Source organism: Paenisporosarcina sp., assembly GCF_057785155.1.
Genome location: NZ_JBYNRN010000012.1, coordinates 453,252 through 468,247 on the forward strand (window position 1 = coordinate 453,252; position 14,996 = coordinate 468,247).

14 protein-coding genes are annotated in these 14,996 nt (G+C 36.7%); 12 read left to right on the top strand and 2 right to left on the bottom strand.

The window, feature by feature from the left end:
* The 9 genes from AC3EA5_RS05505 (at nt 1) to AC3EA5_RS05545 (ending at nt 7,875) form a co-directional block, all read left to right on the top strand.
* A complete protein-coding gene (locus AC3EA5_RS05505) occupies nt 1–999 on the top strand; it encodes a branched-chain amino acid ABC transporter permease (protein ID WP_488607403.1) in 999 nt (332 codons plus the stop codon).
* The gene (locus AC3EA5_RS05510; RefSeq protein WP_488607404.1) at nt 999–2,009 is read left to right on the top strand and encodes a 3-oxoacyl-ACP synthase; all 1,011 of its coding nucleotides are present in this window, start codon (nt 999–1,001) and stop codon (nt 2,007–2,009) included. The genes AC3EA5_RS05505 and AC3EA5_RS05510 overlap by 1 nt, the downstream gene beginning before the upstream one ends.
* 15 nt (nt 2,010–2,024) lie before the next feature.
* Nucleotides 2,025–2,903, top strand: a complete 879-nt coding sequence (gene phaZ, locus AC3EA5_RS05515; protein WP_488607405.1) for an intracellular short-chain-length polyhydroxyalkanoate depolymerase — start codon at nt 2,025–2,027, stop codon at nt 2,901–2,903.
* 11 nt (nt 2,904–2,914) lie between these two features.
* Nucleotides 2,915–3,655, top strand: a complete 741-nt coding sequence (fabG, locus tag AC3EA5_RS05520; RefSeq protein ID WP_488607406.1) for a 3-oxoacyl-ACP reductase FabG — start codon at nt 2,915–2,917, stop codon at nt 3,653–3,655.
* Between the two features lie 16 nt (nt 3,656–3,671).
* A complete protein-coding gene (locus AC3EA5_RS05525; RefSeq protein ID WP_488607407.1) occupies nt 3,672–5,153 on the top strand; it encodes a class I adenylate-forming enzyme family protein in 1,482 nt (493 codons plus the stop codon).
* A gap of 204 nt (nt 5,154–5,357) precedes the next feature.
* A complete protein-coding gene (locus AC3EA5_RS05530; RefSeq protein WP_488607408.1) occupies nt 5,358–6,206 on the top strand; it encodes a methyl-accepting chemotaxis protein in 849 nt (282 codons plus the stop codon).
* Between the two features lie 146 nt (nt 6,207–6,352).
* Nucleotides 6,353–7,093 carry a 3-oxoacyl-ACP reductase FabG gene (gene fabG, locus AC3EA5_RS05535; RefSeq protein WP_488607409.1) on the top strand — a complete coding sequence of 247 codons (741 nt, stop codon included), beginning with the start codon at nt 6,353–6,355 and terminating at the stop codon, nt 7,091–7,093.
* A gap of 60 nt (nt 7,094–7,153) precedes the next feature.
* Nucleotides 7,154–7,579: an acyl-CoA thioesterase gene (locus AC3EA5_RS05540; RefSeq protein WP_488607410.1), complete on the top strand. Its 426-nt coding sequence runs from the start codon at nt 7,154–7,156 to the stop codon at nt 7,577–7,579.
* The gene (locus tag AC3EA5_RS05545; RefSeq protein ID WP_488607411.1) at nt 7,579–7,875 is read left to right on the top strand and encodes a hypothetical protein; all 297 of its coding nucleotides are present in this window, start codon (nt 7,579–7,581) and stop codon (nt 7,873–7,875) included. The genes AC3EA5_RS05540 and AC3EA5_RS05545 overlap by 1 nt, the downstream gene beginning before the upstream one ends.
* Before the next feature lie 42 nt (nt 7,876–7,917).
* Here AC3EA5_RS05545 and AC3EA5_RS05550 read toward each other — a convergent pair whose 3' ends face one another.
* Entirely contained in the window at nt 7,918–8,208 is a 291-nt protein-coding gene (locus AC3EA5_RS05550) for a HesB/YadR/YfhF family protein (protein ID WP_488607412.1), read from the bottom strand.
* 30 nt (nt 8,209–8,238) lie between these two features.
* On the bottom strand, nt 8,239–8,844 hold the full coding sequence (plsY, locus tag AC3EA5_RS05555; protein ID WP_488607413.1) for a glycerol-3-phosphate 1-O-acyltransferase PlsY: 606 nt from the start codon (nt 8,842–8,844) through the stop codon (nt 8,239–8,241).
* A 204-nt stretch (nt 8,845–9,048) separates the two neighbouring features.
* Here plsY and parE point away from each other — a divergent pair, with 204 nt between their 5' ends.
* The 3 genes from parE to AC3EA5_RS05570 are packed head-to-tail and all read left to right on the top strand — an operon-like array spanning nt 9,049 to nt 14,720.
* Complete coding sequence (parE, locus tag AC3EA5_RS05560; protein WP_488607414.1) at nt 9,049–11,022, top strand: DNA topoisomerase IV subunit B; 1,974 nt, start codon at nt 9,049–9,051, stop codon at nt 11,020–11,022.
* Nucleotides 11,019–13,448 (top strand): DNA topoisomerase IV subunit A, encoded by a 2,430-nt coding sequence (gene parC / locus AC3EA5_RS05565; protein ID WP_488607415.1) that lies wholly within the window; start codon nt 11,019–11,021, stop codon nt 13,446–13,448. Before parE ends, parC begins: the two co-directional genes overlap by 4 nt.
* A gap of 54 nt (nt 13,449–13,502) precedes the next feature.
* A complete protein-coding gene (locus AC3EA5_RS05570; protein ID WP_488607416.1) occupies nt 13,503–14,720 on the top strand; it encodes an MFS transporter in 1,218 nt (405 codons plus the stop codon).
* Nucleotides 14,721–14,996: the final 276 nt, after the last annotated feature.

Genomic DNA, 14,996 nt, shown 5'->3' on the forward strand with positions numbered 1-14,996 from the left:
ATGACTACTAAATATCAATGGAACAATATCTTTCTCACAATCATTGTCATTGCGTTGTTCATCTTCCCTTTTGTTATAAACTCAAGGAGTTGGACGATTCTTTTAACACAAATTTTTATTTTTTCAATATTAGCAATGAGTTATGATATTTTACTAGGATATACAGGTATTGTATCGTTTGGTCACGCAATGTTTTTCGGTATTGGCGCGTATACGACAGCAGTTATGTTAGATCGTATGGACCCTACAATTAGTGTATTTATTTTATCTATAGCTACAGGGATGATCATTGCAGGAATAATTAGCTTCCTTGTTGGGCTTATGACTTTACGTTTGAAGAGTCACTTCTTCGCCATGCTAACACTAGCTCTATCCGGGCTATTTTTAGTACTTGCTGAAAAATGGCGTAGTTTGACATCAGGTAATGATGGGTTTACGTTCCGTGCTCCAGAGTTTTTTAAAGATCGAATCATGTTTTATTTGGTTGTACTTGTCTGTTTGATTGTGGTTTACATTTTACTAAGAAGATTTGTACAATCACCACTTGGTCACGTCTTAGTAGCAGTAAGAGAAAATGAACAACGAACCAAATCATTAGGATACAATACGCTTCATTACAAAGTAATTGCATCTGTTGTGGCAGGTGTTGTTGCTAGTTTAGCAGGAGCATTTTATGCCATAAGCTTACGGTTTGTTAATACCAGTGTCTTGACGATGGATATCACACTGGACGCCTTACTTATGACCATTATTGGAGGCGTGGGTACGTTGATTGGTCCTATAATAGGGGCTGGCGTTATCGAGTTGTCTCAGCATTACTTATCAGGACTTGCGAAGGATTACCCGATTTTTGAACGCTGGATTATCTTCTTTGGTATCATCTACATTTTGGCCGTTATTTTCTTCCCTTCTGGTATTGTTGGGACTTTTAGAAAATGGTTTAGCAAAAAGAAAAAAACAAACGGTAAAGAGAATAACTCAAGATCGGCGGGGTTATGATGCCTATTGGAATTGTCAGTACCGGTGTGTACATACCCTCCCACTCAATGTCAGCAGAAGAAATTGCTGCTGCATCTAACGTTCCCTTACATGTTGTAAAAGATAAAATGGGCATTACAAAAAAGCCAATCCCAGGTCCAAATGATCACACTGTCCAAATGGGTATATGGGCAGCTCAAGATGCATTGAAACGAGGTCAGGTTGATCCCAAATCAATTGATTGTGTGATTTATATCGGAGAAGAGCATAAAGAATATCCATTATGGACCGCTGCCATTAAAACACAAGAAGAGATTGGTGCTTATCATGCTTGGGGATTTGATATAGCCCTTCGTTGTGGCACCACAATTTTAGCTTTAAAACTTGCTAAAAGCTTAATGCTATCGGACGACTCGATTGAAACTGTACTTTTAGCAGGTGGGTATCGAAACAGTGATTTTATCGATTATAAAAATGAACGTACTCGTTTCATGTTTAACCTTGGAGCGGGTGGTGCTGCTATGATTTTGAAAAAAAACCATGATGTCAACGCTCTTCTAGAATCGGACCTCATGACAGACGGCTCATTTTCTGAAGATGTAGTGGTCCCGGTAGGAGGAACTAAAACTCCTTTAACACAAGAATTATTAATGTCTGGAGCATATAAATTAGATGTGTTAGATCCTGAGGGAATGAAAAAAAGACTGGAACAAAAATCTATGCAAAACTTTTTAAAAGTCATTCGACATTCTTTGTCGAAAAGTGGATATACAGAACATGATATTTCATTCTTGGCGATTCTTCATATGAAAAAATCAGCACATGACTATGTATTAAATGAACTCGGATTATCTGAAGAACAGTCTATTTATTTACATGAATATGGACATATCGGTCAAATGGATCAAATCATTTCTTTACAACTTGCAGAGCAACAAGGCAAATTGAAAAAAGGGGACATTGTTGTCTTAGTAAGTGCTGGTATTGGATATGCATGGGGTGCTACGACCATTAAATGGGGTTCTGAATAGGAGGCTTTCAATAGTATGCAAAAAATATTACTTGATAACGGTGAAACAATATCATATCGCGAACGTTACGGTGGTGACCAAGTTATTGTACTTGTCCATGGGAATATGACATCTTCTAAACACTGGGACGTTTTAATCGAACAATTAGATTCAAAATACAAAATATATGCACTTGATTTAAGAGGATTCGGAGGATCGAGTTATCATAATCGCGTACAAGGAATTTCTGATTTCTCTAATGACTTAAGAGGATTTGTTGATGCACTAGGCTTAGAGACATTCCATTTAGTGGGTTGGTCTACTGGTGGTGCAGTTTGCATGCAATTTGTTGCTGATTACCCTAATCGCTGTGAAAAGTTGGTACTTCTAGCGTCAGCTTCTACACGAGGTTACCCTTTCTACGGAACAAATGCAGATGGGACACCAGATTTACAAACACGACTACAAACCATTGAACAAGTAGAAGAAGATTCGGGCAAAACGAAAGCTATCCAAAGCTTATATGATTCGAAAAACCGTGAAGGCCTAAAAGCAGTATGGAACGCGTTGATTTATACACACAATCAACCAAAAGAAGATCAATACGAAAAGTATGTTACAGATATGTTAACACAACGAAATCTAGCTGACGTTTACTACTCTTTAAATAGTTTCAATATGAGTGGAACGCATAATGGCGTCACTAAGGGGACGAACCAAGCAAAAGACATTTCAATCCCAGTACTCATTTTACGAGGTGATCGGGATTATGTCGTTTCAGAACAAATGACACAAGAAATCGTAGAGGATCTTGGAGATAATGCGACGTATTTACCTTTATTAAATAGTGGTCATTCACCATTAATAGATGATCTTCCACAATTAACAAAACATATAGAAGAATTTTTAGGATAGGAGACAAAACCATGCGTTTACACAATCAAGTTGCCATCATTACAGGGGGCGCTAATGGAATAGGTTATGCGGCTGTTGAGCGTTTTGCAGAAGAAGGAGCAAAAGTCGTTCTAGCTGATTATGATGAAGCTACGGGAATAGATGCAGCTAGCAAACTTAGAGATTCAGGCTACGACGTAACATTTATTCATGTGGATGTTGCAAATCGAGAGAGTGTCCAGCAATTAATTGATCGTACGGTTGAAACCTATGGTGGAATTGACATTTTAATTAATAATGCGGGCATTACACGAGATGCAATGTTAGCTAAAATGGAACCTTCAAACTTCCAACAAGTATTAGATGTCAACCTGACGGGTGTCTTTAACTGTACGCAAAGCGCTCTTCCCCATTTGATTTCTAAAGGAAAAGGGAAGATTATCAACACTTCTTCAGTTAGTGGTGTTTACGGGAATGTGGGGCAAACAAATTATGCAGCTTCTAAAGCTGCAGTTATCGGAATGACTAAATCATGGGCGAAAGAATTAGGTCGTAAAGGGATAAATGTCAATGCAGTGGCACCTGGCTTTACAAGGACAGCAATGGTGGAGAAAATGCCAGAGAATATTATTGAACAAATGAAGTCCATTGTTGCCTTACAACGATTAGGTGTGCCAAAAGATATTGCGAATGCTTATTTATTTTTAGCATCATCTGAATCTGATTACGTAAATGGCCATGTTCTTCATGTTGACGGGGGAATCATGATGTAAGAAAGGAAGCGTACGAATGTATAACGATCAAACCTGGTTTCTAAAACGTGCACAAATGGCGCCGGCAAAACTTGCTTGTGTTGATATCGATAGTGGTCAACAATGGTCGTATGCGCAATTTGCTGTTCTAATTAATGAATGGGTAATTCGGTTGTCAAATAAAAAACTGCAAAAGGGTGACAGAGTTGCCATTCTAGCAGCTAACCATCCAGAATTGATAGCCATTTTATTTGCATGCGGGTTAAAAGGTTATATATATGTACCTTTAAATTTCAGGTTAACTACGAACGAACTCACAGAAATTATAAGCAATTGTGAACCAACACTTTTAATAACGGATAATACATATACACATATAGCACACGCATTATTAGTTGAAGAGAATGTCCTTAATCGACAAACTTCTTTGACGAAAAACAAATTATCTGCTGCTCTGCAATACGACTCGTCTATTTCAGTTGATTCGCCATGGATGATTATTTACACTGGCGGAACGACGGGTAAGTCAAAGGGAGTACAGCTCTCTTATAACAATGTGAATTGGAATGCCTTAAATACAATTGTAAGTTGGGGCCTTTCTGATTCTGATTGCACAGTTACCTATATGCCGCTATTTCATACGGGCGGCCTTAATGCCTTGTCAATTCCTATATTAATGGCAGGTGGAACAGTAGTTGTTGGGCATCGTTTTGATGCAGAACAAGCTCTTAGAGAAATAATAGAATGGAAAGCGACGATTTCATTATTTGTCCCTACTATGTACCAAGAAATGATTCAAACTAAGACATTTAATACTAGTGAATTTCCTAATGTTCGTGCATTTCTCTCGGGGGGTGCACCTTGTCCCATTAAGATATATGAAAAGTTTTTGTCAAGAGGGTTACCATTTAAAGAAGGTTATGGACTTTCCGAAGCGGGACCAAACAATTTTTTCATAGATGTAGAATTAGCAAAAATAAAAAAAGGTTCTGTAGGTAAGAGTATGCAGTTTGTGGACGTGGTAATCGTATCAGATACCGGTCTTCCATGTGCGATTAATGAAGTAGGAGAACTTTGGATTCGCGGAAACCATGTTTTCACTGGCTATTGGAGAAATGATGAAGAAACTAATGCAGCCATGCACAGAGAATGGTTAAAGACAGGTGATCTTGCAAAGATGGATGTTGATGGCGACTATTATATTGTAGGAAGAAAAAAAGACATGATTTTAACAGGTGGGGAAAATGTATACCCACTGGAAGTCGAGCATTGCTTAATTGAGAGTAATATGATTAAAGAAGTAGCTGTTATCGGATTAAAGGATACAAAATGGGGTGAAATGGTTACAGCTTTTATTGCTCTAAAACATCCAAATTCTTATGATGAAAAACAGTTGATTGAACATTGTCGGCAGTATATAGCAGGTTATAAAATACCAAAGAGATTTGTTGTTGTGGCCGAACTACCTAAAACACATGTTGGAAAAATTGATAAAAAAAGATTGATTGATTTTTTATAGGGAATTTGAAAGGAATAAATTAAAGAATTAAAGCTTGGAGTCGGTTGTCCTAATGGGCAGCCTTTTTCTATGCAAATAATAAACTGAGTTAAATAAACAGTAGATTTATAGAACTTTCAACACATCTGCTTATATACATAGATTGTCCTATACTGATAATATAGAATTATAAAAGTTTTCTTACTAGGAAGAGGTCACCTTATTATGTTAGATAATCATCTAAGTACTGTTGAACAAAAACTTGAAACGAAATTAGAGTCTTTTTTACAAGTAATACCGGTTATTCACAAGATGTTGCCTGACATTGGAATCGGTATTACCAATACCGAGGAATGGTTAGCTTATTATCCAGGTAAAAAAATTGATATTGGGGCAATAAAAGGTTTGAAAATTAATCCGCTTGAGCCTTTAGCTGAATGCATTTCAGAAAATAAAGTAATAGAAGCACAAGTACCGGCTGAATTCTTTGGTATTCCCTTTACAGGATTAGCAACTCCAATTACAGATGGCAACATGGTTATTGGCGCAATCGCAATTCAACTTCAAAAACAAAACGAACAGGAATTACGTAGGATTTCTGATCAAATTGTTGAATTTATTGAAAAAGCAAACGAACGTGTAACGGATATTGCCAAAGGGGCAGAAGGTCTAAGTGCCATTACCTCAAATCTTCTTGAGCAATCAAATAATACTTCATCAGAAATGAAACAAACAGATGAAGTTATTAGTTTTATTAAAAATATAGCTAATCAAACGAATCTATTAGGTCTTAATGCAGCAATTGAAGCTGCAAGAGCAGGAGATATGGGACGTGGATTCGGTATCGTTGCTGATGAAATACGAAAACTGTCGAAAGAAACTGTCTCTTCAACTGAAAAAATTCAAACTACGCTTGAAAACATCAAACGATCTATGACTGAAATTACATTGTCAGTGGAAAAAGTTGTTTCCGTTGGACGTGAACAAGCTGTTTCTACAGAAGAAATTTCTGTCTTTATTGATCAAATCGAAGAAATGAGTAAAGAACTGAACAAATACGCTGCAGAACTATAAAGCTACCTTGAAAACCATCTCCTGATAGATGGTTTTTTGATTTTTTTTAATAAAGTTAAATTAAATGAATAGTCATTCAATTAGCATTCTTCCTATGATACACTTTAGTTAAATCAAAGATTTTTAATAAATTAGGGGTGTATGAGATGAGATTAAAAGATAAGGTAGCCATCATTACTGGTGGCGCAAATGGTATTGGATTTGCGGCTTGCAAAAAATTCGTTGCTGAAGGTGCCAAAGTTATCATGGCAGACTTTGATGAACAGACTGGCAAAATACAAGAGAAATCGTTGAGAGAATTAGGGTATGAAGTTACGTTTTTAAAAGTTGACGTTGCTGATCGAATGAGTGTAGATTTACTTGTTTCTAACACAATAAAAACATATGGCACAATTGATATTCTCATTAATAATGCTGGCATTACGAGAGATTCCATGCTACTTAAAATGGAACCGTCTGATTTCCAACGTGTATTAGACGTAAATATTAATGGTGTATTTAATTGTACCCAGGCTGTTGTTCCTCATTTCATTGAAAAATCTAGCGGTAAAATTATAAATACATCATCGGTGACAGGTGTTTATGGAAACGTGGGTCAAACAAACTATGCTGCATCTAAGGCGGCTGTAATTGGGATGACTAAATCGTGGGCAAAAGAGTTTGGTCGAAAAGGAATCCAAGTAAATGCGGTTGCACCAGGATTCATTTCAACAAGTATGGTTGCAAAGATTCCTCAAGCGATGCTTGAGAAGATGGCTACCGCTGTTTCGCTACAACGACTTGGGCAACCTGAAGATGTCGCAAATGCTTATTTGTTTTTAGCTTCAAATGAAGCTGATTATATCACAGGTCATGTTCTTCATATAGACGGCGGTATTATGATGTAAATCACCGGTAACGCTATTTCTATTTAGTTTTTGTATAATAGACATTGAGGTGACTTATTTATGTTTATAAGCGAAAAAGAAGTAGAAGTTCGTTATGCAGAAACAGATCAGATGGGCGTAGTGTATCATGCAAATTATTTAGTTTGGATGGAAATTGGTCGTACCAATCTGATAGAAGATTTAGGTTATACGTATGCAGGACTCGAAAGTAAAGGCTATTTATCACCAGTAATTGATTTAAGTATCCAGTATAAGGCATCCTTAAAGTATGGACAGACGGCCATTGTTCGTACTTGGGTTGAATCACATGGAAAATTGCGAACAAGTTATGGTTATGAGATTTTACATAAAGATGGAACAGTAGCAGCAACAGCTAAGTCAGAACATGTCTTAGTGAAAAAAGAATCATTTAGACCCGTTCCGCTTAAAAAAGTAGATCCCTCTTGGGACGTAAAATATTGTGAAATTGCAAGGGTGAAAAATTAATGGCTTTTGGAATCAAACGTCAAGAGTTAATGTCATGGAAGGAATCAGTTAGTCGAGGGGAAATTTCATTTCTTACTCATTATTGGTTAGATGAGCGATTTCCAGGCTGTAAAACTGTAACAAAAGTTGGTTGCTCAGATGTTGACAGGTTGATTCAGTGGGGTAAACAATATGGATTAAAGCCAGAGTGGATTGATTTTAAAGAAGGCTATCCACATTATGATTTATTTGGACATTATCAAGAGAGTATTTTGAGTAATGAAGGCATGTTAAATCAACTTAAACGTTTTGCGTGAAGAAGAAAACCACTATGTATCAAAACATAGTGGTTTTTGGATTCATTTTTTATATGAGTAGGTAAGTTCTTTTGACTTAGGATCGATATCCACATGAAGATCGTGACCGTCAAAATACCATTCATCATGTTCTTCGATATAAAAGTGGATGTCGTCTTCCATTAGCTCGACTGAAATCTCCATTGGTTCTTCTTTCGTAACACCTAAGGAGAATCCAGCGTGCAATGAACTTGAACCACCATAGCGTGCGTAAAAACGAATATGTTCGCCTTTTTTTGTTTCCATTTCTTCTTTAAACCAACTCATAGCATCGTCTGAAATGATGATTTTCATTTGAACACCAGCCTTTCATGGTCTATTGTATTATATCCACTTCACTTTTGGCTCGGTTCCTGCTTTAATCCTTGTCATATTTGCTCGATGACGATACAAGATAAACGTCGCTAATAAAATAATAACAATTAGCAGGGGTATATCCACTCTATAAAAAATGTTGTATAAAATTGTATAAAGTAGGCCAAGCATAGCGAGAATCATAGAAGTCAAAGAAACCATTTTTGTTAGTTTTAATACGATAAAGAATCCTGCCAACATTATGACAAATAACGGCCAGTGATATGCAAGAAGAACACCACCAGAAGTCGCGACAGCTTTTCCACCTTTAAATTGTGCAAAGATCGGAAACATATGCCCTATAACTGCTAACACACCTAGTATAAGAGGGTGTACATCTGTATTCGAAAAGAATGGCAGAAGAGGTAAAAGAGTAGCTGCTGTCCCTTTTAGGATGTCTAAAATGGAAACGATTAAACCGGCTTTGACTCCTAACGTACGAAACGTATTTGTTCCGCCTAAGTTCCCACTTCCATGTTCTCGAATATCTGTTTTATAAATAAGTTTTCCAACCCATAAAGCTGATGGAATTGATCCTAATAAGTACGCGATAACTAATATAATTACAGTATTCATAAAATGCCCCTTTAAAATTAGTACTTACTCTTAATACTTACAACTAGTTTATCATTTGTACTGTCTTGTCACAACGCTTTATCTTATATTAATATTCTATTAGATTCAACTTACTATTCTTGTAATATACTGCTAGAGTCATTGCAAATACGGCATTCATTCTATACAATGAAAACATCTGTTTGTTTTTTGGAGGAGAACCATTTGACGAAAAATCAATCAATATCAGCTTATAATGACGATGCAATTCAAGTGCTCGAAGGCCTTGAAGCCGTTAGAAAACGTCCAGGAATGTATATTGGCTCTACTGATGCACGAGGTTTACACCATTTAGTGTATGAAATTGTAGACAATTCAGTGGATGAAACACTAGCTGGCTACGGTCACCACATTATTGTCAATATTCACGAAGATCAAAGTATCAGTGTTCGTGATTTTGGACGTGGTATGCCTACAGGAATGCATAAAACCGGAAAACCAACACCAGAAGTAATTTTCACTGTACTTCATGCTGGTGGTAAATTTGGACAAGGTGGTTACAAAACGAGTGGAGGCTTACACGGAGTAGGTGCTTCAGTCGTAAATGCACTATCTACATATTTAGAAGTAACGATTCATCGCGATGGAAAAAAATATCGTCAACGTTTTGAAAATGGTGGTCACCCAGTGACAACACTTGAACATATAGGTTCAACTAAAGAAACGGGTACTTCCATTCATTTTTTACCGGATCCAACGATTTTTTCGGTAACAAAATATAATTACGATACTATTTGCGAGCGTTTACGCGAGTCAGCTTTCTTACTTAAAGGACTAAAAATTGAACTAAATGATTTACGTAACGGAACTCAAGATATCTTCTTCTATGAAACGGGAATTGAAGCTTTTGTTGGTTATTTAAACGAAGAAAAAGATGTTTTGCACCCCGTGGCTTATGTGGAAGGTGTTCAAGATGATATTGAAGTTGAGTTCGCATTCCAGTTTAACGATGGGTATTCAGAGACTATTCTTTCATTCGTAAACAATGTTCGTACAAGAGATGGCGGAACACATGAAACCGGGGCCAAAGCTGCTTTAACACGTGTTTTTAATGAATATGCTCGTAAAACGAGTTTATTAAAAGAAAAAGATAAAAACCTCGAAGGTGCAGATATCCGCGAAGGAGTTGCAGCCATTGTTTCTGTGCGCATTCCTGAAGGGATTCTACAATTTGAAGGACAAACAAAAGGGAAGCTTGGAACAAGTGAAGCTCGTGCAGCTGTAGATGCTGTCGTATCTGAAAAACTTCTTTATGTTTTAGAAGAGAATGCAGAATTAAGTGCTTCTTTAGTACGAAAAGCTATTCGCGCTCAACAAGCTCGTGAAGCTGCTAGAAGAGCTCGAGAAGACGCGCGTAATGGAAAGAAATCAAAGAAATCTGCTTCTATACTTTCAGGGAAATTAACGCCGGCTCAATCGCGAAATGCTGCCAAGAATGAATTATATCTAGTAGAAGGAGACTCTGCTGGTGGTTCAGCTAAACAAGGTAGAGATCGTAGTTTCCAAGCTATTTTGCCTTTACGAGGCAAAGTAATTAATACCGAAAAAGCGAAGCTTGCAGATATTATGAAAAACGAAGAAATTTCAACTATCATCCATGCAATCGGTGGAGGGGTTGGGGCAGATTTTTCTGTGCCTGATATCGCATACGACAAGATCGTGATTATGACCGATGCAGATACTGATGGTGCTCATATACAAGTATTATTACTGACATTCTTTTACCGTTACATGAAGCCTTTAATTGAAGCTGGCAAGGTTTATATCGCCTTACCGCCTTTATATAAGGTTTACCGTGGAGTAGGTAAGAAGGAAGTTCTTCAATATGCGTGGACTGAAGCAGAATTAGATGCAGCCATACGTAAGATTGGAAAAGGATATATGATTCAGCGTTACAAAGGTTTAGGTGAAATGAACGCCGTTCAATTATGGGAAACCACAATGAATCCTGAAACACGTACATTAATTCGTGTTGAAATAGACGATGATGCACGCGCTGAAAGAAGAATTACGACCTTAATGGGCGATAAAGTAGAACCGAGACGTAGATGGATTGAAAGCAATGTTAATTTTGGCTTAGATGAGGAAAGCAATATTTTAGAGAATGAACTCATTCATGCTGAGGAGGATACAGAATGACACAAACCGAACGTTATCAAGATTTACCATTAGAAGAAGTCATCGGCGACCGGTTTGGCCGTTATAGTAAGTACATCATTCAAGACCGTGCATTACCAGATGCTCGTGATGGGTTAAAACCAGTACAACGTCGTATTTTATATGCAATGTTCCATGAAGGAAATACGAACGAAAAACCATTCCGTAAATCAGCTAAAACGGTTGGTAACGTAATTGGTAATTATCATCCTCATGGTGATACATCTGTTTACGAAGCAATGGTACGTATGAGCCAAGATTGGAAAGTTCGTCACATGTTAATTGAAATGCATGGTAACAACGGTTCTGTTGATGGAGATCCACCTGCAGCTATGCGTTATACAGAAGCTCGTTTATCTGCTATCGCTGGAGAAATGCTTCGCGATATTCAAAAACAAACTGTAGATCTTGTCCAAAATTTCGACGACTCAGAACTTGAACCGACTGTTTTGCCAGCTCGTTTCCCGAATTTATTAGTCAATGGTGCATCTGGGATTTCTGCTGGGTATGCGACGGATATGCCACCACATGCTTTACATGAAGTTTTAGATGCAGTTTTAATGCGAATGAACAATCCTGAAGCAACAGTTGACGAACTTATGACTGTTTTAAAAGGTCCAGATTTCCCAACAGGTGGTACAATTCAAGGCATTGATGGAATTAAAAAAGCATATGAAACAGGTAAAGGCAAAATCATTATCCGTTCGAAAGCTGAAATTGAACCTTTAAAAGGCGGAAAAGAACAAATTGTCATTACTGAAATACCTTATGAAGTGAATAAAGCGATGCTCATTAAAAAAATTGATGAACAACGTTTGGATAAACGATTAGATGGTATCGCAGATGTTCGTGACGAGTCAGATCGAACTGGTTTGCGCATTGTCATTGAATTGAAAAAAGAAATAGATGCTAGAGGTATCCTTCAATTCCTATTTAAAAACACAGATTTACAAATTGCTTATAACTTCAATATGATCGCTATTCATAATAGACGTCCAACGATGATGACTTTGCCATTATTATTAGATGCCTATATTGGTCATCAAAAAGAAGTTGTAACAAGAAGATCAGCATTTGATTTACAAAAAGCAAAAGATCGCATTCATATCGTTGAAGGGTTAATGAAAGCTTTATCCATTTTAGATGAAGTGATTAAAACCATTCGTGCATCTCAAGACAAACGTGATGCTAAAAACAATTTAATACAGAAGTTCACATTTACTGAAACACAAGCTGAAGCAATTGTATCTCTTCAACTTTACCGTTTAACAAACACAGATATAACGGATTTAAGAAACGAAGAAGCAGAATTAAAAAATACGATTAGTGAATTAATGTCTATTTTGAATAATGAAGCAAAATTAGCAAAAGTCATTCAAAAAGAATTACAAGCAATTCGTAAACAATTTGCAGAACCGAGAAGATCGATTATTGAAGATCAAATCGAAGAAATCAAACTAACATTAGATGTATTGATACCAAGCGAAGAGGTAGTCGTGACTGTAACGAAAGATGGTTACGTTAAGCGCACAAGCTCTCGTTCTTACAGTGCATCAAATGGAAAAGACTTTGCAATGAAAGATTCAGATTATCTATTATTCGAGTCAACGATGAATACACAACATCAATTATTATTGTTTACTAGTTTGGGTAACTATATTTATCAACCCGTTCATGAGCTACCAGATATACGTTGGAAGGACCTCGGTCAGCATATATCAAGTATTATTTCTCTTGATTCGAATGAGACAATTATAAAAGCGATTCCAATTGTTGATTTCACGGAAGATTTATATATTTTAGCTGTTTCGAAACAAGGTCAAATCAAACGATCAATCCTTGCTGACTATCAAGTGCAACGTTATTCACGTGCATTAAACACGATGAATTTGAAAAAAGGTGACGAAGTCGTCTATATCAACTTAGTAACCCCTATGGATGATGTCTTTATTGTGACTCATAATGCTTATGCTGTTCGTTTTAATATGCAAGAGGTTCCAGTCACCGGTATTAAAACAGGTGGCGTAAAAGGAATTAACCTTAAAGATGGCGACGTAGTGGTGAATGCGGCAACAATCCCAGCTGAAGCATCAGGAGACATTTTCCTGGTAACACATCGTGGAGCAGTCAAAAAAATGTCACTAAAAGAATTCGAACCAGGATCACGTGCAAAACGTGGAATTGTGGTTTTACGTGAATTAAAATCAAATGCACACCGAGTAAGCGGCGTATATTATGTAGAAAATCAAGATCAAATCATCATTGAAACGACTAAAGGATCACGCGAATTTGTAGATACAAAACCAATTCGTGTATCAGATCGTTATTCGAACGGATCATTTATTATCGACACAGATAAAGATGGCGATGTAGTTCGCGTTTGGAAAGTAAATAAGCAAGAATCTTGAAAGGGTACAACTAGGGAGCTATAATAGCTCCCTTTGTTGTATAAAGGAGTAATTATGTGGAAAAATCGTAACGTATGGATTATTTTAGTTGGAGAAATGATTGCAGGGCTTGGGTTATGGACTGGAATCATTGGAAACTTGGAGTTCATGCAAGAACGTATTCCTTCTGATTTCTTAAAATCAGTTATTATGGCAATTGGATTATTAGCTGGAATCCTAGTTGGACCATTAGCCGGTAAAATCATTGATCAAACTAAGAAGAAGAACGTTTTATTAATTTCAGGATTTGGACGGATGGTAAGCGTTAGTTTTATGTTAATTGCTATTTGGACTGGTTCTATTTGGTGGATGGTTGCATTTATGATCAGCATTCAACTTTCCGCTGCTTTTTATTTCCCGGCTCTACAAGCAACCATTCCTTTGGTCGTCAAAGATGATCAATTATTACAAATGAATGGTTGGCATATGAATGTAGCTACAATGGCTCGAGTTATTGGAACTGCGTTAGCTGGTGTGGTGTTGGTTTATTGGTCACTTCAGTCACTTTATTTCATGTCCATCATCGCTTATGCAGGATTGTTGATCTTCACGTTTATGCTCCGTATTGAAGAGGAGGAGGGAAGAGAGGCTCAAGTAAAAGTCGCTGCCCCTGGTAAAGGTGGATTCATGGAAGTGTTTCCAATCTTAAAATCCTATCCAGCTGTCATGATGACCTTAATCATGACATTAATTCCACTGCTCTTCATCGGATCATTTAACTTATTGGTTATAAACATAAGTGAAATGCAAGATTCATCTTCCATTAAAGGTGCAATTTATGCAGCTGAAGGTATTGCTTTTATGCTCGGAACAGTAGCAGTAAAATATATTGGCATGAAATGGAGAACAAGTACGATTTTATTCGTATTCGCCTTTATCATAGGTTTTGCGGAGTTAATATTAATATTTGCTAATATTCCAGTGTTATCAGTGGTTGCCTTTGCCGTATTTGGATTTTCAGTCGGATGCTTTTTCCCAACAGCTATGACTATTTTCCAGAAACAAATGCCAAAAGCGTTTCATGGACGATTTTTCTCGTTCAGAAATATGTTAGAACGAGTGATCTTCCAAGTTGTTTTATTAGCAACTGGTGCATTATTAGATTTAATCGGCTTACAATGGATGGTTGTCGTATTTGGTGTATTAAGTTTAAGCTTAACTACGATATTCTTGGTACAAATGAAACGTAGGGATATACATTTGGATACAAATGATCGAACCGCTGAGATTTAAATCAGCGGTTTTTCTTTTTAAATACATATTGGGAGAGACTAATTTTATAGATAAAAGTATGAGACAATTTTACTAATACATATACGATAGTTAACCTAGATCCATTACCTTATTTTATTAGGATTACTGTTTTAAATTTGTTTAAATGAGCATTGGACTTTGCATATAATCTCTAATTCTATATTTCATCAAACAACAAAAGTAGACAGTTCTTTTGACCGATGTGAAGGAATATAATCAGTAGAAATGAACGAATACAAAAGTTAAATCAAAGAA